The organism is Spirosoma arcticum, assembly GCF_054779955.1.
Genome location: NZ_BAAGXG010000012.1, coordinates 1 through 19,823 on the forward strand (window position 1 = coordinate 1; position 19,823 = coordinate 19,823).

Consider the following 19,823-nt stretch of genomic DNA (forward strand, 5'->3'; position numbering starts at 1 on the left):
GATCAACTCAATCAACGACCTCGCAAAACTTTGGGCTATCTAAGCCCGGCTGAATTTGCTCAGAATGAGTTTTATGCACTGCAAATGTGAATGTGCGACAGACTTCCCAATCTAACAACGATGCACGAAGTCAAAATCACTTCTGCTGATACTTTTCCTTGTACGTCTTATACAACCGTTTGTGCCGGTCGTCTAAGTCCACGGTGCGGCCCCGGATGAAGACGTGCTCCACTACGTTCGTGCGCATGTCGAGGGCGTCGCCTGCCGAGACAAACAGCGTAGCGTGTTTGCCTTTTTCGAGCGTCCCCACCAGGGCGTCGATGCCGAGGATTGTGGCGGTGTTCGACGTTACTAGTTTCAGGGCTTCCTCCCGGTCGCTGATGCCGAAACCGGAGGCTGTCCCGGCCAAGAACGGCAGGTTGCGGGTCCGCCACCACTCATCGGCGTAGCTCAAGCCAACCAGAATGCCCGCTTTTTGTAGAATGCCCGGCATCCGGTACGGCAGGTCCACGTCCTCGTCTTCGCGGTTGGGCAAGCGGTGCAACGCGCTCAGAATGACCGATACGTTGTTGTCCTTCAGGAACGTGACGACGCGGTTGGCTTCCTCCCCGCCTACGATCACCACTTTCGGAATACCGAACGATTTGGCAAACGTGACGGCTTCGATGATGTCCTTGCCGTAGTCGGCCCGCAGGTAAAGGTTCTGCTTGCCCGTGAACAAACCACGCATGGATTCGAGCCGGAGATTCATCTGCGCCGGGTTGGGCAGGGCTGCGTAGGCTTTGGCATCGGCGAAGGTGGCCTGCAACGCGCTGATGGCTTCGGTGCGCTTTTCGTTTTTCTTAATCGTGGCCGTGAAATCGTCGATATTGAAATCACGGGCGAAGTAGCCGGGCCAGTTGAGCCAGATGCCGTCGTCCTTCTTCAGCACGGCATCTTCCCAGTTCCAGCCGTCGGCCATCATCACGCTCGAACTCCCCGACACGGTGCCGCCCTGCGGGGTCGCCTGCGTCAGCAGCACACCGTTATTGCGGATGGTTGGGATGATTTCGGAGTCGGTGTTGTAGGCAATCAGCGCCCGGACGTTGGGGTTAAGAATGCCAATTTCCTGCATATCCACCGTCGACCGGACGGCCGCAATTTCCTGCAAACCCACCGTCGACGCGGGCGAGATGATGCCGGGATACACGTGCTTGCCTGCTACATTGACTACCTCCAGATTGGTCATATCCAGCCGGACGATTGTCGCGTCGGCCACGGTCGTGATGATGCCGTTCTCGAAGATGATAACGCCATTAGGAATTACCTGCCCATTACCAACGTGGATGATGCCGTTCATCAGGGCCGTAGCGCGGGCCTGCGGTTTCGCCGGAGCGGGGTTCTGCGCAACGCCCGTAAGCGATGCGAGGGTGAGTAAGGTTGTTAGTAGTTTCTTCATCGTGTTTTATTTTTGCTCCTCCCCTTCCGCCATTACGCCTTCAATGTCTTCGCAGTGCCACATCCGCGCCCGTCGGAAACCGGGTCTGGTAGTTGGGGAGCCACCCGCTTTGGCTGTCAGCATTTTCTGAATCAGGCGGGCACGTTCAGCCTGTAGCGCATCGCGCTTGCGGTCTTCGGTGCTCAGGTCAAAATAAACAGCTCCGTCGATGATCGTCTTTTCAGGCCGGGCGTAAATAGCTAATGGGCTGGTGTTCCAAAGCACCAAATCGGCGTCTTTCCCAACGCGAATGCTACCCAGCCGACTGTCTAAATGTAGCAGTTTAGCCGGGTTGAGCGTCACCAACTTCCAGGCTTCTTCTTCGGTCAGCGCTCCGTATTCAACAGTTTTAGCTGCTTCCTGATTCAGTCGGCGGGCCATTTCAGCGTCGTCGGAGTTGATCGACACCGTCACGCCCTGACGGTGCATCAGGGCCGCGTTGTACGGAATGGCGTCGTGGACTTCCATTTTGTAGGCCCACCAGTCGGCAAACGACGAGCCACCCGCGCCGTGCTTCGCCATCTTATCAGCTACTTTATACCCTTCCAGAATGTGCGTGAACGTGTTGACTTTAAAACCCAACGAATCGGCTACGTGCATGAGCATGTTGATTTCCGACTGCACGTAGGAGTGGCAGGTGATGAAGCGTTTGGCCGCCAGAATTTCAGCTAATGCGTCGAGTTCAATATCCCGGCGCGGGGCCACGGCGGTTGCCTTCTGCTTGGCGTTCAAACCGTTGTAAGCTGACCACGTTTTGGCGTATTCCTTCGCCCGCATGAAATGATCCATGTATACCTGCTCCACGCCCATGCGCGTCTGCGGAAACCGAATCCGGTTGGCGTCGCCCCAGTTGGCCTGCTTCACGTTTTCGCCCAGCGCAAACTTAATGAAGCCATCGGCCCCTTTAATCAGCAGCGCATCCGGCGACTCGCCCCATTTAAGTTTGATGATCGCCGACTGACCGCCAATGGCGTTAGCCGAGCCGTGCAGCAACTGCGAGGTCGTGACGCCCCCCGCCAACTGCCGGTAGATATTGACATCTTCTGAGTCCACCACGTCGCCCATGCGCACCTCGGCCGTGCTCGACTGCGAGCCTTCATTAACCGACAGCAGCGCAATGTGCGAATGTTCATCGATGATGCCGTTGGTGAGGTGTTTTCCGGTACCATCGAACACGGCAATGTCCGCCGGAACGGGTAGATTCTTACCAATTTTTGAGATTTTACCGCCCGTAATAAATACGTCCGTGTTGGTTAGAATGCCTTCTTTCTCGTTGGTCCAGACCGTCGCGTTCCGAATCATCATCGTCTGCGGCACTGGCTTACGGGCATTACCTAAGCCCACAAAAGGATACAATACAGCCGTGGCACTGGCTAGTAAAGAGGCTACCCCCGTTGAACTCGTTACTGTTGAACTGACTGCACTTGTGGATACGGCCGACGTGGATACGGGTGAATCGGTAGCCCGGACCGCCGACCACGTTACGCGCTTGCCGTCGGGGGTTTCGCCATCACCCCGGAGGTTGGTTGGGCTGGTCCGGTAACCGGTTAAGCGCGTTGTTTGGGCTGGCTGTTTTTTATCGAGTTGCACCTGAATTGAAACAAGATCACCGCTAACCGCCACTTTCGGCGTGATTTTGGTCGTGTCGGCCACGATCTGGTACTCCGGCTTATCGGCTGACTTTCCGGTGATGTTTAGTTTCAGATTCGTGCGGTCGCCGATGGTCAGATTCCACGTACCGCGCAGGTCGGCTGCATCTTTTTGGTTGACGATGTACTGCTTACCACGAATCCAGTTCTCGTAAATTACGTTGTCGACTCCGAACAAATTGCCCGACGTGATAATAAAATTCGCCACACGGCCCTTTTGCAACGTACCCACCTGATTGTCAGCCCGCATCAGTCGGGCGGGGGCGGTCGTCAGCGCTTCCAGTGCTTTTTGTTCGGTCAGGCCGTTTTCGATGGCTTTGCGGAGATTCGCCCAGAAATCAGCCTTGTTTTTCAGGCCCGCCGTCGTCAGCGCAAACGGGATGTTCGCGCCCGCCAGCCGACTCGCATTCATCGGGGCCATTTCCCAGTGTTTCAACTCGGCCATTGATACATTGTCGGCATCCCAGGCATCTTCCACGTCGTACGGTTGCGGGAAGTTGAGCGGAACAATGAGCGACGCGCCGGTTGCTTTGATCTCGTCGATCCGCTGGTATTCGTCGCCCGAACTGCGCATCACGTACTGAACCCCAAACTCGTCGCCGATCTTGTCAGCCCGGAGAATACCAAGTTTATCGCCCGCGTCGAAGATGGCGGACAGCGACTGAATCCGGTTCAGCGCATCGAGCGAGGTGTTAGCTTGTTCTTTGTTTCCGGCCCGTTTGTACCAGTCGGCGTCGTACATCGCCTGTCGCAGCAGCGCCACCGACCCCATCATCGAGTTGGGATACGCCTGCCCCGAACTGCCCTTGCTGAATGAGTAATGCGCCGTGGCGTTGGGCTTCAGCACAACCATATTCTCTCGGTCATCGGCCAAAGTCACCAGCGCGCCCGTACCGCGCACTACCCCGTCGTGCGGGTGCGTCAGTACGGCTCCGAAGCCCATTTTGCGCAGTTCATCCGCCTTTTTATCATCGGCTTTGAACAGCAGACTGGCATCATTTTCGGGCTGCACAGCCTGATTCCAGTAATACGCGCCTTTTTTGTTCGATTCAAGCTGCGGAGCCGAGCGGAAACTACCCGCTGCACGTTTCACCTCCGGCATCCCGTAGTCGGAGTCGATGTCGATCAGAGCCGGATAAATACGTTTGCCCTTCAAATCGGCTACCACTGTTCCAGCGGGCAAGCTGACGCCGGTACCAACGGCATCGACGCGGCCGTTTCGGATAAGCAGGGTAGCATTCTGGAGCGTGGTTTGCGGGTCAACGATGATCGTGGCGTTTGTGAAGGCATATAGCCCCGGCCGCTCGTCGTAAACACCATTGCGTGGGAAAGTCGCCTGAGCCATAACCCCATACGTCAGGCTAATAGCAAACAGCCCCGTGAGAAGATGTCTTGTCATGAAAAATAGAGAATTGATGATTGGGTACTAACCGCCAAAAATACGTAAAACAGGGCGTCTTCGGGTCGTTCGTCCAAAGAAGATTTTGTACGTGTCGAGTTAGACGAGCGTATTAGCTAACCAGAAAAATCGTTTATTTGAGCTACTTATGCACACTGCACCATGCGCTTGCTATTTGTTTTTAGTCTCATTCTTGCCGTGACAACCGTTGCCCGTTCGCAGGAGCAGGAAGAAGTTATGACTCAGACGACGCGCGACCGGATCAACCTCGGCAACCTGAGCATTCCCGGCTCAGGTGTGTTGTTCGGCCTTAAAGGGCCAGCCGGAAAAGTCATCGGCAACGTCTATGTCGATACGGTCTGGCAGGCGGGCAACGTGAAATTCTACGGCAAACTCAACGCCACCACCGACTCGTTGGCGGGTGTGCCCGTCCGTCTCGATCTGATGGCGAACGAAGTTGACGTACGAACCGGTGCCCAGGATATTCGGGTGGCTAAAGCGTCGACCGTTCGGTACGTAGACATGAACAACCGGGTCGGCACCAGCAGCCGGTACATCAATGTACGCGAGTACCGGGGCGACGCCGATGCGCTGTCGGGTTTATTTGAACAGGTCGCAACGGGAAAACTGGACCTGTTGCAACACCCATCGGTCTACGTCCGGCGGGCCAATTACAACATGGCCCTGAACGTGGGTACCAAAGACGACGAGATTGTGAAGAAAACGGATTGGTACGTAGCGAAGAACAGGCAGGCTACTAAGTTTTCGCCCACCAAAAAAGCCCTGCTCGATCTGATGAGCGACCGAAGAGATCAGATCGAAGCTTATTTGAAAAAGGACAAACCCGACCTGAAGAGCAGAGCGGGTCTGATAGCCGTGGTAGCGTATTATAACGGATTGTAAACGTAGCGTATTGAGAGATTAGGTTGTATCCCCGTTGCTGTGTTCCCACAGCGACCTGTCCGGCAGGCAGACCTCGCTGACGCATATGTCGCTGTGAGGACACAGCGACGGGGACCACAACCTAATCTCTCAATACACCTAACGCTACGCCCGTAGGTCGATGCTGATTTTCCGACCTGTGTCGGCAGCTTGCAGAATGGCCCCAATCAGCTTCATGTCTTTCCAGCCTTCTTCACCCGACGCGATGGGCACGGTTTTCGCCCGAATGGATTGCGCAAAAGCGTCTATCTGCGCAATCTGCTGGTACCTGGGCGATGGCACCTCAATAGGGCCGCGACTCGTAACGCCCTGCGCACCGGTGGCGTTGAACGAGGGTTCGAGTTTGAACCAGCCCCGCTCACAGGTTGCATAGAGCCGGTCGACGTAAGATGAATAGGTGGTGCTGCAATGGGCAACGGTGCCACCGGGAAATTCAAACTGCCAGAATACCGTCTCGTGAATGTCTTTGAAATGCACTTTGTCGAACGTGAATGCCTGCGCCGTCACGCTGATCGGGTCTTCGTTGATGGTTCGCCGGGCACCCTGAATGGCGTAAACGCCTAAATCCATGATAGCCCCGCCCCCACCGATTTTCTTGTCTAACCGCCACGAATTTGGTCCCGGCACGGTAAAGCCCAGTCCCGATTCAATGACCTTAACGGCTCCAAACTGTTTTTCGGCGGCTAACCGGCGCATCTCCAGGTGGTGCGGCTCGAAGTAGAGCCGGTAGCCGACGGATAATTGCACACCCGCTTTTTCGCAGGCCGTAATCATCTGCCGGGCTTCGGCTGCGTTCATAGCCATCGGTTTCTCGCAGATGACGTGTTTCCCCGCCTGAGCCGCCCGAATTGTATATTCAGCGTGCATAAAATTGGGCAGCACCACGTAAATAACGTCGATGTCGGGGTTATTCCGAATCTGGTCGAAGGTCTGGTAATTGTAGATGTTCTTCGCCGGAATATTATAAGTCGCAGCCCACGTTTTGGCCTTGTCCGGCGACCCCGTCACGATGCCCGCGAGGTAGCAGTCCTTCGTTTCTAACAGGGCCGGAGCCAGTTGGACGGTAGCATAATTTCCCAAACCCACCAGCGCGACACCCAATTTCCTGGGAGCGGGTTGCCCAGCCAACAGATGCGCTGGCTGAGCCAGCAACCCACCGATGGTCAGCGACAGGGTTTGTAACGACATTCGGCGCGTGATGAGAACAGACATGAGCTCTTAGGCGATTCGTACGTTGACAAATAAACACAAAAAAGCCAGCACAAAATCGCTTTTGTGCTGGCCGGTAAATGCCTTCGTATGTCTACTCGCCGACAGGCGCTACTGGCTGATTTTGCCCGGCTTCGCGGCCTCCGTCTTTGGGGCCACGCCGACGCTTTTTCCGGCGTTTGGGCTTGTCCGCCACTGATCCATCCGCATTGATCGGATGGGGTGGACTGGCGATGCCAGTAGCCGTTGACTCAATCGTCGGTGCAACACCTTCCGGGCGGGAGCGACGCTCAGCGTGGACACGACCGTTGGGCCGGTCGCCCGTTGGTGCAGCCCCATTTTCGGAACGGCGTGGGTCGACTCCGGGGGTTTGGGGACTATCGTTTCGACGGGATTCATTGCGCTGTCCATCGCGCCCGCGACCGTCGCCACGGGGGCCCGATCCCGCAGACCGGCCATCGGAGCGGCCCCGGCCGTTGCCGCCGTCGCGTCCTCCCCGACCGGCACCCGGTCCACCTTTGCCGCGCAAACCACTAAATCGTTTTGGATCGAACACGGGCGACTTACCCATGCCCAGGTCCTCCGTCACGGATCGTTTGTCGATCTCGCGCTCGATGAGTTTTTCGATATTGACGATACGATTCTGGTCCTGATCGCTGATAAACGTGATGGATGTACCCGTGGTGGCAGCCCGCGCGGTACGGCCAATCCGGTGCACGTAATCCTCGGCGTCGCGCGGAATGTCGTAGTTGACAACGTGCGTCAGGTTGTCGATGTCGATGCCGCGCGAGAGCACGTCGGTGGCCACCAGAATCGGGAAGGCTTTGTTTTTGAAATCGCGCAGCACCACCTCACGGTCGTCCTGCTCCAGGTCGGAACTGATGCCACGGGCTTCGTAATTTAATTTGCTCAAGGCCCGCACGATGCCATTTACTTCGGATTTGCGCGAGGTGAACAGCACCATGCTCTGCACCGGCGTGGTGCTATTTTGAATCAAATGAGCCAGCAGGGGTAGTTTCTGGCTATCGTAGGCCAAATAAAACTGCTGGTCGATCCCGGCGGCTGGTTTAGACACCGCCAGCCGAATCTCTTCCGGGTCGGTCAGAATACGCTTGGCAAACTCCCGGATTTTGTTGGGCATCGTCGCCGAAAACAGCAGCGTCTGCCGCTTGACGGGAATTTTCTCGACGATGTACATAATGTCGTCCGAGAAGCCCATGTCGAGCATCTTATCGGCTTCGTCAAGCACGAGGTAGTCGATTTTGTCGAAGTTGACGTAGCCTAACTGCATGTGGGCCATCAGTCGTCCGGGCGTTGCGATGATGATGTCGGCCCCGGTTTCGAGCGCCTTGCGCTGCTTGTCCCAGTCATCGCCTTTGCCCCCGCCGTAGATGGCGATGCTGTTGGCCTGCACAAAGTAGCCGAAGCCTTCAACCTGCTCATCAATCTGTTTGGCTAATTCACGCGTTGGCACCAGAACGAGCGTACTGGTGTGGTCGTGGTCGGCGTGGGAGATTTTGTCAAGCAGGGGAATGAGGTAGGCGGCTGTTTTGCCGGTGCCGGTCTGCGCACTGGCGATGAGGTCGCGACCGGCGAGTATTTTGGGGATGGCCATTTCCTGAACAGGCGTAGCCTTCAGGTAATTCATGGCGTCCACGCCGGCCAGCAGGTCGTCGTGGAGGTTAAATTCGGAAAATGTCAAGGTAACAGCTTAAAGAGAGTGAAGAAACGCTGACCTTAATTTCCCGGCCAGCAGACCGTCGCTACGGCGATCCGATTGTTTGGAAACAAATATACAAAAAAACGGGCAAATCTCAGATGCGTTAGCTGCCCCAGAAACACTCTTTTCCACCACGGGTTTACTATTAAATCCCTTCCCACCCATGCCTGTCATCTGGAAATACCTGTATCCGTACCGCTGGTTAGCCGCGCTGGCCCTACTACTGGCTGGCGTTGCCCAAATTCTGGCACTGGTCGATCCGATCATCTTCGGCAAACTCATTGACGAATACGCCACCAACCCCGGCCGGAAAACCGAGTCCGAGAAAATCAACGGCGTATTGTGGCTGCTGGCATTAGCAATTGGTGTGGCTATTTTGTCGAATATCACCAAAGCGTTTCAGGAGTACATGACGCGGTTGGTGGTCCAGAAGTTTGGCACCGACATTTTCAACGATGGCCTGACGCAAACGTTACGGCTATCGTACCAGGAGTTTGGCGATCAAAGTAGCGGTGCCACGCTGTCGATTCTTCAGAAAGTCCGTACCGACACCGAGAAGTTCATTAATTCGTTCGTCAATGTCCTCTTCTCATCGGTGGTGGGCATGGGCTTTCTAATCTGGTACGCTGTTACTAAACACTGGGCGCTGGTACCGGTATTTCTGATCGGCGTATTACTGCTGGGTGGGCTGACGGGTCTGCTTAGCAAGCAGATCAAAACCACTCAACGGTCTATCAACCGCGAAACCGCCCTGCTGTCAGGCGTCATTACAGAGTCGCTCCGCAACATTGAACTGGTGAAAAGCCTGGGCCTGACGTTTTCCGAAATCCGCCGATTGAAAGCCCAGACGGGACGCATCTTTGAACTGGAGATGTTCAAGGTCCGGCGGGTACGGCTGCTGTCGTTCTGGCAAAGCACCACGCTGAACGTTCTCAAGCAATCGGTGCTGTTTACGCTGCTGTGGCTGATTTTCCGCAACGTGCTCAGCACCGGCGAGTTGATTTCGATGCAGTTCATTTCAGTCGCCATCTTCAACCCGTTGCAGGAATTGGGCAACATTATTCTGGCGTATCGCGAAGCCGAAGCGGGTCTGAGCAGCTTTGCGCAGTTGATGGAAAAACCCATTGAACGCAACCCGGAATCAGCGGTGGAGGTGGGTCCTATTGAGAATCTGCGCTTCGCCGACGTGGTGTTTCGCCACAAAGGAGCCGGTCAGAACGCCATTGATGGGGTATCGTTCGAGGCTGCGCTGGGCGACACCATTGCCTTTGTGGGGCCGTCGGGTTCGGGCAAATCCACGATGGTGAAGCTGCTGGTCGGGCTGTACCGGCCCGTAGGTGGCGAAATCTATTACAACGACATTTCCACCAAAGACCTGAGGTTCAACCCCATGCGTCGGCAAATTGGGTTTGTCACGCAGGATACGCACCTGTTCGCCGGGACGATCCGGGAAAATCTGCTCTTCGCTAAACCCGACGCGACTGAGGCCGAGATGCTCGATGCTTTAGACAAAGCCGCCTGCGACCACCTGCTGGCCCGCTCTGAAAAGGGTCTCGACACGCCCATCGGCGAAGGCGGGGTGAAAATGTCGGGGGGCGAAAAGCAACGTCTGTCCATTGCCCGCGCCCTGGTGCGGCATCCGCGTCTGCTGATTTTTGACGAAGCGACCTCGGCGCTGGATTCGTTGACGGAGGAAGAAATCACGGACACGGTACGGAGCGTATCGGCCCTGAACGAGCAGATCACGATTTTGATAGCGCACCGACTGTCCACCATTCTGCACGCTAATACCATCTTTGTGCTCGAACGGGGCAAGATTGTCGAAACCGGCAACCACGAAGCATTAGTCGCGCAGAGAGGCTTGTACTACGCGATGTGGCGGCAACAGATCGGCGAACGCAAGACAGATGTGGTCGATGCTGCCGTGTGATGTATCATTGGTCACTCATAGTGTATCCCGACGGGCGGTGCCGCGTTTGGTTTTTCGTTCTTCCGCTTTCCGCTCGATGGCCTCGGCCGCTTTCTGGGCTTCGGTGCTGACCACTTCACCAACGACTTTGGCTTTTTCCTTCACATCCTGTCCGATCTCTTTCAGTTCAGTTTTCGACTTCTCAATTTTCTGGGTACGGGCCTGCCGACGCGCTTCCTGCTCCGTAGTAGTGGTGCTGTGCTGCGCATAGGCGCTGACAGAGAGCAACAAGCAAAAAGACAAAGCACTCAATACATTCGTTCTCATGGCTATTTTGGGCATTATGATTATGAGGTTGCAACCGTATGAACGACACAACACGTCGTTTATGATTCAGCTTTTGGGCTTTTTCAATGCAGACGGTTAAGGTATCTTGGTGGTGCGCGGTTCCCCGCTCAGAACCGAACCCTTCCCGAAGCCCCAACGTTTTCCGGGTATGGGGGTGGCCGGACGCAGAATCGCTTTTTCCGTACCTTTGCTGTGACAATCGTCCCCGTGAAACGGCCCCGCCGACCTTTGTATGACTGATTCGCTGCTCTCCCCGTCTACCACCATCACATCCCCCAATCCAAGGGTGCTGTACACACCATCGCTAACAGAGTACATCCGCCGGAAAACGGTTACGGTTACCATCGGTGACGTACCGATGGGGTCCGACTACCCAATTCGGGTGCAGTCAATGACCACCATCGACACCATGGATACGCTGGGTTCGGTGGAGCAGAGCATCCGCATGATCGAGGCCGGTTGCGAGTACGTTCGCATCACGGCACCGAGCGTGAAAGAAGCGCAGAATTTAGAAAACATCAGGAAGGAATTGCGGGCGCGGGGCTACACCACGCCCCTCGTAGCCGATATTCACTTCACGCCCAACGCGGCCGAACTCGCGGCCCGCATCGTCGAAAAAGTCCGCATCAACCCCGGCAATTACGCTGACCGCAAACGCTTCGAGTACATCGACTACAGCGATGCGGCCTACGCGGCTGAACTGGAGCGGATTCGCGCCAAGTTTCTGCCGTTGATTCGCATCTGCAAAGAGTACGGCACGGCCATGCGCATCGGCACCAACCATGGGTCGCTGTCGGACCGGATTCTGAGCCGTTATGGCGACACACCCGTTGGAATGGTGGAATCGGCGCTGGAGTTTCTACGGATCTGCGAAGATGAGAACTATTACAACATCACGCTGTCGATGAAGTCGAGCAACCCACAGGTGATGGTGCAGGCCTACCGGCTGCTTGTACAACGACTGGATCAGGAAGGCTTGAAACCGTATCCGCTGCACCTCGGCGTGACGGAAGCGGGCGAAGCCGAAGACGGCCGCATCAAATCGGCACTGGGCATTGGTACGCTGCTCGAAGATGGCATTGGCGATACCGTCCGCGTGTCGCTCACCGAAGAGCCGGAGCGCGAAGCCCCCGTGGCCAGCGCCCTCATCGACCGCTACACGAATCGGGCGGCTGAAAGCAAACCCATCCCAACCGTAACGACGTACCCCATCGACCCGTTTAAGTACGTGCGTCGGGCAACGCATGAAGTCCTTAATTTCGGCGGTCAGAACGTGCCGCGCGTTATCGCCGATTTTAGTCACGTACCCGTCACGAACAACGACGTGTTGCCGCCCATCGGCCATTTTTATTTGCCCGTGCCCGACAAGTGGCGCATGAACGACCTCGGCGCCGATTACATCTACACGGGGTCGCACCCAGCGCAGTTTATGCTGCCCAACGGCCTGAAGGAGATTATGGACTGGTCGGTTTGGTCAACAGCCCCGGATCAGGCCAACACCTTTCCGGCGATGACCGCAGCCGAGTACGTGACCCAACATCCGCGCAGTACCCGGCTGAATTTTGTCCGGCTTACCCTATCGGATCTGTCACCTTCACTAATCAACCGCCTGCGCAACGACCGGACGGTGGTGCTGCTTGTTTCAACCGACAACGCCCACGCCATGCCTGAACTGCGTCGGTTGTTTGTTGAACTGATAAATTCAACCTTAACCGTGCCAGTGGTGATGCAGCGCGGCTACCCAGACAGTCTGTCCCGCAGTGGCGGGATAGCGACTGAAGACGTACCGCTGTATGCCGCTACCGACGTGGGTGGCTTATTGATCGACGGGCTGGGCGACGGTATTATGCTATCAGCAGATGCCGCGTCGACACCCGACGATCTGAAGCGGCTGAACGGTTTGGCGTTTGGCATTTTGCAGGCGGCCCGAACCCGTATCACCAAAACCGAGTACATCTCCTGCCCGTCGTGTGGCCGTACGCTTTTTGATCTACAGGAGACGACGGCCCACATTCGCCAGCGGACGGATCACCTCAAAGGCGTCAAAATTGGCATTATGGGCTGCATCGTAAACGGACCCGGCGAGATGGCCGACGCTGACTATGGTTACGTTGGCATTGGGCGCGACAAGATAGCACTGTACCGTGGTCAGCAGGTCATTAAGAAGTCAGTTCCTGCCGACCGCGCCGTTGATGAACTAATTAATCTGATTCGGGAAGACAGCCGGTGGATTGAACCGGAAAAAGTCGAAACATTTTGACTGAACAGGGCGTAAAATTTGTTGATTAATCAGGACGGATTCGTTAACAGTCGCGTAATGTGGCTTCCGTCCATAACGCCTATGAATCGCTTTTTGGATTATCTCAAAATTGGACCCGTGTTTGCGTACTTCCTGCGCGTATTTCGTAAACCCGACCCCAATCACCCAACCAATGTGAATCTGCGGATGATGCACGGCATTAATCGCATTTCCATTGTCATGTTTGTGTTTTGTATTGGTGTAATGATTTTTCGGGCTTGTACGCGTTGAGTATATTCGCAGAACGGTCCCGATGATCTGCTGCGATGAATATTGAACTGGTACGAGAATATTGCGTTGCTAAACCCGGCGTTACTGAGTCGTTTCCCTTCGATACGGTAACGCTGGTGTTTAAGGTGGGTAATAAAATATTTGCCTTACTCGATACGGAAAGCCGCCCGACAACTATTAACCTGAAGTGCGATCCCGAACGAGCCGTGCAACTACGAGATCAGTTTGAGGCCGTACAGCCGGGTTTTCACATGAATAAAACGCATTGGAATACAGTTACCATCGACGGCAGCGTTCGTTGGCATGACGTACAGGAATGGATCGACCACTCCTACGAGTTAGTAAAAAAAGGATTATCAAAAGTCGTTCGCGACGAACTAATCTAAGTACGTCGCTTGCCTGAACGGGTTAAAAGTTTGTAAATTCGCAAGGATAGGGAAATCAGGCTGGGTTATGGAAATTGCGCTGTTGAGTCTGCTGTTTGTGCTGTATTTAACCATTCGGTATTATCTGATGGATCATGATACACAGTCCGAAAAAGACCAGAAGCGATTCAGGAAAGGAATTGAGATGGTTGCCAAACGGCAACTCGACGAGGCACATCCGTATTTCGATGATGCCGTTCGGCAACATCCCAAATCGGCCGTTGCCTACGCCTACCGGGGCAAGTGTCACTTAGCGCAGGAAAACTTCTATTCGGCTATCTACGATCTCACGCAGGCAATCAGCCGCGACAACACATTGGCCGACTGCTACTTAGACCGGGGCATTGCGTTTTACCAGATCGAAGAATACCACAACGCGTTCCGGGAGTTCGACAAGGCGGTATGGCACTTCCGCGATGAACAGCCCGACGCCTACCGCTGGCGGGCACTCGCCCGGATTCAGGTCCGGCAGCTACCCCAGGCCGAAAGCGACCTCCGCCGGGCCGTTTCCCTCGGCGACGAAAACTCGTTTCACCTTCTCCTCCAGCCGCCGTTTACCCGGCCAGTTTATCAGGACAAGTAACAGCAGTTGACCAGAAAGAGATGGTCAGTCGGTGAGTTAGCTTACGCTCCAGTTAACTCACCGACGAACCGACTGTTCAAAGGGTTAGCCGTTGCCCGTTTCTAACCAGCACCTCCCGGATTTTAGCGTAGGGCAACCGTTGCGGGAATCTGAACGCATCCTGATAGCTGAAGCTACGCAACCGGATTGAGTGGACAAATTAAATTATCTTGGGTCATGCAAACAAACCGTAGCAAATATCCAGATGGCGACGGCAACAGCCGCGCACCGGGTTTTAGCCACGTCGCCGGGCGATATGCGTGAGCAACGCTACAGCATCAACAAATAATATATAAGGCAATCGGGTCATAGTGGTAGTTGCCGAGAGACGAATGCCGTGGCTGACACAAAACGAAACGGGTATCTTTGGGGCGAAATCAAGAAACGACCGTCATGGAATCAAAAGCCTTCACCGACTGTACGTTGACGTACCTGGAAAAGACATTCGGGCTGGTTCAGGAATTCGGCCAGCCAGCCCTGACGCACTGGCTGGCGATGCCTGTTGACCTGAGTGACCACGAACGACGCGAACTCCGCGATTTCCAAGAGCCACTGACGCTGAACGTGTTGCACTGGAACGAGCAGGAGTTGAGCCTGAACTTCATCGGCCCAGTCTTTGCCTTAGTGCGCTTCACGAGCCGGAAATTCAATCTTTTTGCCCAACGACCTCTCCGGGCCACCATTAGCGAAATCGAACTTTATGGCCGACCGGATGCCTTCGTTGCCAGTGGTTTCCGTGAGCCGGAGATTCCGTTTTTCGCGTTTCACGAGTTCAAACGAGATATTGAACCCATAGGTCATCCAGCGGCACAAACCCTGGCCGCGATGCTGGCCGGGCAAGCCCTTAGCGCCAATCTGGAACAGCCTATCTACGGTTGCTACGTGAACGGGCGCGACTGGAACTTCATGACCCTAACCGGCCAAACCTATTGCATCAGTTCTGACTATTCAGCCCTGACGGATGATCTCTTCGACATTTTCCGCATTCTGAAAGCCCTTAAACAGCTTGTCATTGAGCGCACGGCCTGAGCGGGTCCGGTGGTTTGGGTAGTTTCCTATAGCTTCTGCATTACGGGGGTTGATCAAAGGATATTGCTGCCGGAGACGCTGACCGTTCCGGAACCTGACTTATCAACCCCCGTCTCCGTCTACAGTAAACAGAGCCGGACAGTTAGTGAGTTACCTTACGCACAACTGAACTCATTAACTGTCCAACTCCCTGACTGCATAACTATCTAAAGAGCCAGCCGCTGCCCGTCTTTAAGCAGCGCATCGCGGAGCTTGGCGTAGGGTAGTCGTTGCGGGGATACCTTATTGTCGATGGCCAGCACCGCAGCCGTTGCCGCCGACTGCCCCAGAATCATGAACACCGGCTCCATTCGGATCGACCCGTAGGCAATGTGCGAACTCGACACGCAAACGGGCACCAGCAGGTTGCGGCATTCGCTTTCTTTGGGCAAAATTGAGCCGTACGCGATGGAGTACGGCTTGTCGGGGTGGACGCCGATGTCGCCTTCATCCTGCACAAACCCGTCTTTCTTCACAAACCGCTGAGCGTTGTGCGCATCCAGCGCGTAGGACCCCATACCAACTGGGTTAGGCACGGTGGTTTTACCCAGCGCGTCAGCCTCTTTCATTACAAACTCGCCAATCATGCGCCGGGCTTCGCGGATATAGAGTTGGTGCGGCCAACCACCATTGTCCGTAAACTCATCCTTTGGCAGACCCCACTGTTGCATGGCCTCGTGGACGTCGGCGGGCACTTTTTGGTCGTTCTGTAGAAAGTACATCAGGCCTTTCTGATAGCGCTCGTGGTCGCGGATGATGGCGCGTCGGCGTTCGTAGGTAGCTTCGGGGTAGTCGTAGTTTTTGCCGATGTAGTCGGTGCTGAACGGGCCGTGGTTGTTAGTGTCGGTTTTGCGGTTCGGGATGGGGTCGTATTTATTGAACGTTTCGCGCCAGCCACTGGCAAACACCCGCGCCAGCAGCTCATACCGAGCCGGGTCGTACCCTTCCGGTTTGGCAAACAGAATGCGGTTGTCGGGGTGATTGCTCAAACACATCCGAAAGCAGTACGCCTGAATCTTGTCGTCACCCGCCCCGTTCTCACCCGGCGGCTGGTCGGACACCTCCGCCAGCAAACCACTCTTCGGATCACCCGCTATTTTGTAGGGGCTAACGTCGGTTTTGAAGTGATGCCCGTGGTGAAAAACACCGACCTGCACCCCGTTGTGGGTTTCGCCGTAGACGCTGTTCGCTTCCCGCCCCACGTGATAGCGGACGCCCGTCAGTGCCATCAGGTCACCTTCGTAGGTGGCGTCGATAAACATCTTCCCTTCGTACGTCGTGCCTGTCAGCGTCCGAAATGAGCGAATAGCGTTCCCTTTCTTCTGAATGCCATTGGCCGACCGGTCGAGCCATTCGTTGCGGTAAACCGTCAGGCCGTTTTCTTTCACGAAATCGTCAAAAACCTGTTCAGCCGCGTGGGGTTCAAAGATCCACATGGTGCGGTTAGTCCCGTCGATAGCGGGCGTTCCCTGTCCTTTGTTACCGTACTCGCTCTGTTTCTGCCAGTTCCACGATGCGTCTTTCTGGTAATGCGCATAGAGCCGCTGGTAAAACTCGCGCGACAGCCCGCCAATCACTTCTTTATTGCCCGTGTCAGTGAAGCCCAGCCCACCCGACGACAGTCCGCCGAGGTGTTTGTCGGGCGACACGATCAGGACCGTCTTACCCATTCGTTTAACCTGAACAGCCGCCGTAACAGCCGCCGACGTGCCACCGTAAATAATGACATCAGCCCGGCGAACAGCGGCTTTTTGGGCAAAAACAGATGTCGAAAAAAGGGCAGCGAATGATAAAAGGCAAGTGATACGTTTCATGTCGGACCGCTGATGCAGTTGGGTTTAGAAATGTGTTTGATTAAAAGCAAAATGCCGTTTCGTAGTTACTCAATAGCTTTTTCAGGGTAGTCAACGTACCAGTAAGAATCCCAGAATGATTACAGAAAAAATGCTCCCTGCTTATGACAAGCAGGGAGCATTTTGCAGGATCTTTAACTGTAGCCAGCGAATTACCGGGTCGAAGCTAACTCTTTCGCTTTCTGAGCGGCTTTCTGGGCATCGGCGATTCGGCCACCCCGGCGATAGGCTTCGGCTAACTCGTTGTACAGGTCGGCCTGCTCTTTGGCGGGTGGTCGCATGGCGAGTGCTTTGCCCGCCCATTTGGCCACGGTGGGCGCATCGACAGCATCGGGACTGTTGCGGTTGAAGAGTCGGCTGATGTACAGGTATTCGGGCACCGACAACTGGTTGGTGTTTACCTGATTATCCATCCGCTCAACCGCTTTAGCCGTCTGACCGGCTCGGAAGTACGCGTTCACTTCGGGCAGCAGTGTCCGGTTGGCGGCTACTTTTTGGTCGATGCCCGCTTTCACCAAATCCTGTCGTACCTGCAGGATTTTGGCGACCGGATACAGAGTGCCCCGGCTGCTGAACAGCGACGACATCAGGATATTTTCAGCTACCTGCTCCGTCAGATCGACTCCGTAGGCTTTGCGGTACTGCTCCAGATGGCCAAGCATGTACTGAAACATCGGATTCTCGAAGTCCAGCACGAGTTTCTGCATCGCTAACCAGTTCGTTTGATTGGCAAACGTGGCGGGCGACTGCTGACGGGCGTAGTCGTTCATGGCGGCAATGTTAGCCAGGGTATCCTTGGTGACGCGGCTGAGCATGGCGTAGTCGATCAGGAAATTGGCCGACCGTTCGCCCTGCTGGTAGCGGGCCTTCATGGTCTGGCTGCGGGCCTGCGGATTCAGGGCGTTGGTGCCGTGGCGAATCACCTCATCGGTCGAGTTGTTGCTCATGGCGAAATGCACTAAGTTCTGCTGCGGGTCGAAATACAGAAACAGGGGCAGCGACGGCACAAACAGACGATTCTTCGTCAAAAACGCCTGCGTCGATGGTTGCGCGATGTCAACTTTCGTGCTGATGAATTTGCTATTGTAAAACTTCCCGACCCGGCTGTCGGCGAGCGTTGGTATGAAACTCTGGCAGGTGTGGCAGGTGGGCGAAAAAACTTCCACGAACACCGGTTTTCCAAGTCGCCGGGCTTCTTTGAATACGGTTTCGATAGGTGTCGGCCGGAACTGGATACCGGCTTTTTGGGCCAGTGCCGCGTGGGCAACGAGAATTACTAAAAGAATGGTTTTCATAACCCTGTACTACTGTTGTTGCTTTTGTTCCTTGATTTCCTCTTCCAGCCGCTTGCTTAAAATGCGGCAGGTATTTTCGATGTCGGTGGCCATGCGTTTGTCGCCGGTGGCGTTGATAGCGGTGTCGGCAATGCCGCTCATCATCTCGATCAGAAAGCGCTTCATGTCCACAACTTCCATTTCCTTCGTCCAGAGGTCGATTTTTAGGGTGCTGTTGTGATAATGGTCCCAGAGGGCAATGGCAATGGCCCGCGTGTCGCTGAGTCCTTCGTTAGGGTTGTCGGTAGCTTCCCAGTATATTTTTTCGGGTACGTTGTGGTTATCTAACTCAACGGCAAAATGAATGTCTGATTTTTTCATAGAAGCAAAAAAGGAGCCAATTGGCTCCTCAAAAGTACGAATTTATGCCGTGCGACGTAGCACATTGTGCGTTGTTACCGGCTGCCAAACACTCGTTTCAGCAGGTCCGATACGCGGGCGGCCGGGTTCTCCCGAATTTTTTGCTCCTCCTGCGCCACCAGAATGAACAGCCCATCAACCGCTTTACCCGTCGCGTACTCGGTCAGGTTTGGGTTCACTTTCTGTACTAATGGCAGTTTGTTGTAGCGCGTCACTAAGTCGTTGTAATAACGGGTAGCATTGTTTTTCTTCAGCGTACTGTCGATGATCGGCGTAAACTCGGTCACCAACTGCTGGCCCGACGTCCGGCGCAGGTACTGCGTAGCGGCATCGTTCTGCCCCCGCAAAATGCTCACCGCATCGCCGATGCTCATAGACGTAATGGCCTTGATAAACACCGGCTTAGCCACTTTAGCGGCATCCTCGGCGGCCCGGTTCATGGACAGTTCAAACTTATCGACCTGCGGACCAAACCCAATCTGACGCAGCCGGGTCACCACTTTCTGCGCTTCGGGCGGGACCGCAATGCGTAGCAGCGCGTTTTTGAAATAGCCGTCCGTGACCGATGCCTGATCGGCTCCTTTACTAATGCCGACGCGCAGGGCTTCTTTGAGACCCGCTGCAATGTCACTGCTCGACAGCGCACCCAGTGTGCCACCACCAGCGGGTTTCGTAACAGCATCTAACACTTTACCGAAGAACCCACCGGACGACCGGGGGCGGGTGGTCGTATCGGGCGCTGGGCGGGCCGTGGTGTCCTGCGCCTGTAGTGTAGTGGTTAGTGAAAACGCCACCAGAGCGGCCAATATGATCTTTTTGTTCATCTCAGATAATTCAGGTTAACGACTATAGTAACGGCCAACCGGCTCAAATCGTTTTTTCGTACTTTTGACAACATTTAATGGATAATGTAAAATGGGTAATGAATAATTCTTGCGCTGCACACAAACAGCCGCCTGCCTGAACCCATTATACATT

The 19,823-nt window shown here is 55.0% G+C and carries 16 protein-coding genes; 7 read left to right on the top strand and 9 right to left on the bottom strand.

Features of this window, described 5'->3' with window-relative positions; translation table 11 throughout:
* Positions 1 to 136: 136 nt before the first annotated feature.
* On the bottom strand, positions 137 to 1,438 hold the full coding sequence (locus ACYVHB_RS23680) for an amidohydrolase family protein (RefSeq protein WP_461054287.1): 1,302 nt from the start codon (positions 1,436 to 1,438) through the stop codon (positions 137 to 139).
* A gap of 6 nt (positions 1,439 to 1,444) precedes the next feature.
* Positions 1,445 to 4,525, bottom strand: coding sequence for an amidohydrolase family protein (locus tag ACYVHB_RS23685; protein ID WP_461054288.1), 3,081 nt, complete (start codon positions 4,523 to 4,525; stop codon positions 1,445 to 1,447).
* A gap of 162 nt (positions 4,526 to 4,687) precedes the next feature.
* On the opposite strand from ACYVHB_RS23685, the gene ACYVHB_RS23690 reads away from it, so the two are divergent.
* Entirely contained in the window at positions 4,688 to 5,428 is a 741-nt protein-coding gene (locus ACYVHB_RS23690; RefSeq protein ID WP_461054289.1) for a hypothetical protein, read from the top strand.
* A 144-nt stretch (positions 5,429 to 5,572) separates the two neighbouring features.
* Here the strand turns inward: ACYVHB_RS23690 and ACYVHB_RS23695 are convergent, their stop codons facing one another.
* Complete coding sequence (locus tag ACYVHB_RS23695) at positions 5,573 to 6,679, bottom strand: Gfo/Idh/MocA family protein (RefSeq protein WP_461054290.1); 1,107 nt, start codon at positions 6,677 to 6,679, stop codon at positions 5,573 to 5,575.
* A gap of 91 nt (positions 6,680 to 6,770) precedes the next feature.
* Entirely contained in the window at positions 6,771 to 8,324 is a 1,554-nt protein-coding gene (locus ACYVHB_RS23700; protein ID WP_461054421.1) for a DEAD/DEAH box helicase, read from the bottom strand.
* A 235-nt stretch (positions 8,325 to 8,559) separates the two neighbouring features.
* On the opposite strand from ACYVHB_RS23700, the gene ACYVHB_RS23705 reads away from it, so the two are divergent.
* On the top strand, positions 8,560 to 10,326 hold the full coding sequence (locus ACYVHB_RS23705) for an ABC transporter ATP-binding protein (protein WP_461054291.1): 1,767 nt from the start codon (positions 8,560 to 8,562) through the stop codon (positions 10,324 to 10,326).
* A gap of 15 nt (positions 10,327 to 10,341) precedes the next feature.
* Here ACYVHB_RS23705 and ACYVHB_RS23710 read toward each other — a convergent pair whose 3' ends face one another.
* Positions 10,342 to 10,632: a hypothetical protein gene (locus ACYVHB_RS23710; protein WP_461054292.1), complete on the bottom strand. Its 291-nt coding sequence runs from the start codon at positions 10,630 to 10,632 to the stop codon at positions 10,342 to 10,344.
* A gap of 253 nt (positions 10,633 to 10,885) precedes the next feature.
* Here ACYVHB_RS23710 and ispG point away from each other — a divergent pair, with 253 nt between their 5' ends.
* From ispG to ACYVHB_RS23735, 5 genes are all read left to right on the top strand, one after another.
* A complete protein-coding gene (gene ispG / locus ACYVHB_RS23715; RefSeq protein ID WP_461054293.1) occupies positions 10,886 to 12,913 on the top strand; it encodes a (E)-4-hydroxy-3-methylbut-2-enyl-diphosphate synthase in 2,028 nt (675 codons plus the stop codon).
* A gap of 81 nt (positions 12,914 to 12,994) precedes the next feature.
* Positions 12,995 to 13,183, top strand: coding sequence for a DUF6728 family protein (locus ACYVHB_RS23720; protein WP_461054294.1), 189 nt, complete (start codon positions 12,995 to 12,997; stop codon positions 13,181 to 13,183).
* A 35-nt stretch (positions 13,184 to 13,218) separates the two neighbouring features.
* Entirely contained in the window at positions 13,219 to 13,569 is a 351-nt protein-coding gene (locus ACYVHB_RS23725; RefSeq protein WP_461054295.1) for an MmcQ/YjbR family DNA-binding protein, read from the top strand.
* Between the two features lie 67 nt (positions 13,570 to 13,636).
* Complete coding sequence (locus ACYVHB_RS23730) at positions 13,637 to 14,191, top strand: tetratricopeptide repeat protein (RefSeq protein ID WP_461054296.1); 555 nt, start codon at positions 13,637 to 13,639, stop codon at positions 14,189 to 14,191.
* A 432-nt stretch (positions 14,192 to 14,623) separates the two neighbouring features.
* Positions 14,624 to 15,259 (top strand): hypothetical protein, encoded by a 636-nt coding sequence (locus ACYVHB_RS23735; protein WP_461054297.1) that lies wholly within the window; start codon positions 14,624 to 14,626, stop codon positions 15,257 to 15,259.
* A 206-nt stretch (positions 15,260 to 15,465) separates the two neighbouring features.
* Here the strand turns inward: ACYVHB_RS23735 and ACYVHB_RS23740 are convergent, their stop codons facing one another.
* The 4 genes from ACYVHB_RS23740 to ACYVHB_RS23755 form a co-directional block, all read right to left on the bottom strand.
* The gene (locus ACYVHB_RS23740; protein WP_461054298.1) at positions 15,466 to 17,112 is read right to left on the bottom strand and encodes an FAD-dependent oxidoreductase; all 1,647 of its coding nucleotides are present in this window, start codon (positions 17,110 to 17,112) and stop codon (positions 15,466 to 15,468) included.
* Between the two features lie 191 nt (positions 17,113 to 17,303).
* Positions 17,304 to 18,446: a thioredoxin family protein gene (locus ACYVHB_RS23745; RefSeq protein ID WP_461054299.1), complete on the bottom strand. Its 1,143-nt coding sequence runs from the start codon at positions 18,444 to 18,446 to the stop codon at positions 17,304 to 17,306.
* 9 nt (positions 18,447 to 18,455) lie between these two features.
* Positions 18,456 to 18,806 carry a gliding motility protein GldC gene (gene gldC / locus ACYVHB_RS23750; protein ID WP_461054300.1) on the bottom strand — a complete coding sequence of 117 codons (351 nt, stop codon included), beginning with the start codon at positions 18,804 to 18,806 and terminating at the stop codon, positions 18,456 to 18,458.
* Between the two features lie 74 nt (positions 18,807 to 18,880).
* Positions 18,881 to 19,669, bottom strand: a complete 789-nt coding sequence (locus ACYVHB_RS23755) for a DUF4197 domain-containing protein (protein WP_461054301.1) — start codon at positions 19,667 to 19,669, stop codon at positions 18,881 to 18,883.
* Positions 19,670 to 19,823 lie beyond the last annotated feature (154 nt).

Excerpts from the sequence above, each read along its gene's own strand:
- ACYVHB_RS23690 (WP_461054289.1), top strand. The coding sequence starts at position 4,688 with ATGCGCTTGCTATTTGTTTTTAGTCTCATTCTTGCCGTGACAACCGTT.
- ACYVHB_RS23735 (WP_461054297.1), top strand. The coding sequence starts at position 14,624 with ATGGAATCAAAAGCCTTCACCGACTGTACGTTGACGTACCTGGAAAAG.
- ispG (WP_461054293.1), top strand. The coding sequence starts at position 10,886 with ATGACTGATTCGCTGCTCTCCCCGTCTACCACCATCACATCCCCCAAT.
- gldC (WP_461054300.1), bottom strand. The coding sequence starts at position 18,806 with ATGAAAAAATCAGACATTCATTTTGCCGTTGAGTTAGATAACCACAAC.
- ACYVHB_RS23745 (WP_461054299.1), bottom strand. The coding sequence starts at position 18,446 with ATGAAAACCATTCTTTTAGTAATTCTCGTTGCCCACGCGGCACTGGCC.
- ACYVHB_RS23685 (WP_461054288.1), bottom strand. The coding sequence starts at position 4,525 with ATGACAAGACATCTTCTCACGGGGCTGTTTGCTATTAGCCTGACGTAT.
- ACYVHB_RS23695 (WP_461054290.1), bottom strand. The coding sequence starts at position 6,679 with ATGTCTGTTCTCATCACGCGCCGAATGTCGTTACAAACCCTGTCGCTG.
- ACYVHB_RS23725 (WP_461054295.1), top strand. The coding sequence starts at position 13,219 with ATGAATATTGAACTGGTACGAGAATATTGCGTTGCTAAACCCGGCGTT.
- ACYVHB_RS23680 (WP_461054287.1), bottom strand. The coding sequence starts at position 1,438 with ATGAAGAAACTACTAACAACCTTACTCACCCTCGCATCGCTTACGGGC.
- ACYVHB_RS23755 (WP_461054301.1), bottom strand. The coding sequence starts at position 19,669 with ATGAACAAAAAGATCATATTGGCCGCTCTGGTGGCGTTTTCACTAACC.
- ACYVHB_RS23740 (WP_461054298.1), bottom strand. The coding sequence starts at position 17,112 with ATGAAACGTATCACTTGCCTTTTATCATTCGCTGCCCTTTTTTCGACA.
- ACYVHB_RS23705 (WP_461054291.1), top strand. The coding sequence starts at position 8,560 with ATGCCTGTCATCTGGAAATACCTGTATCCGTACCGCTGGTTAGCCGCG.
- ACYVHB_RS23720 (WP_461054294.1), top strand. The coding sequence starts at position 12,995 with ATGAATCGCTTTTTGGATTATCTCAAAATTGGACCCGTGTTTGCGTAC.
- ACYVHB_RS23710 (WP_461054292.1), bottom strand. The coding sequence starts at position 10,632 with ATGAGAACGAATGTATTGAGTGCTTTGTCTTTTTGCTTGTTGCTCTCT.
- ACYVHB_RS23730 (WP_461054296.1), top strand. The coding sequence starts at position 13,637 with ATGGAAATTGCGCTGTTGAGTCTGCTGTTTGTGCTGTATTTAACCATT.
- ACYVHB_RS23700 (WP_461054421.1), bottom strand. The coding sequence starts at position 8,324 with ATGAATTACCTGAAGGCTACGCCTGTTCAGGAAATGGCCATCCCCAAA.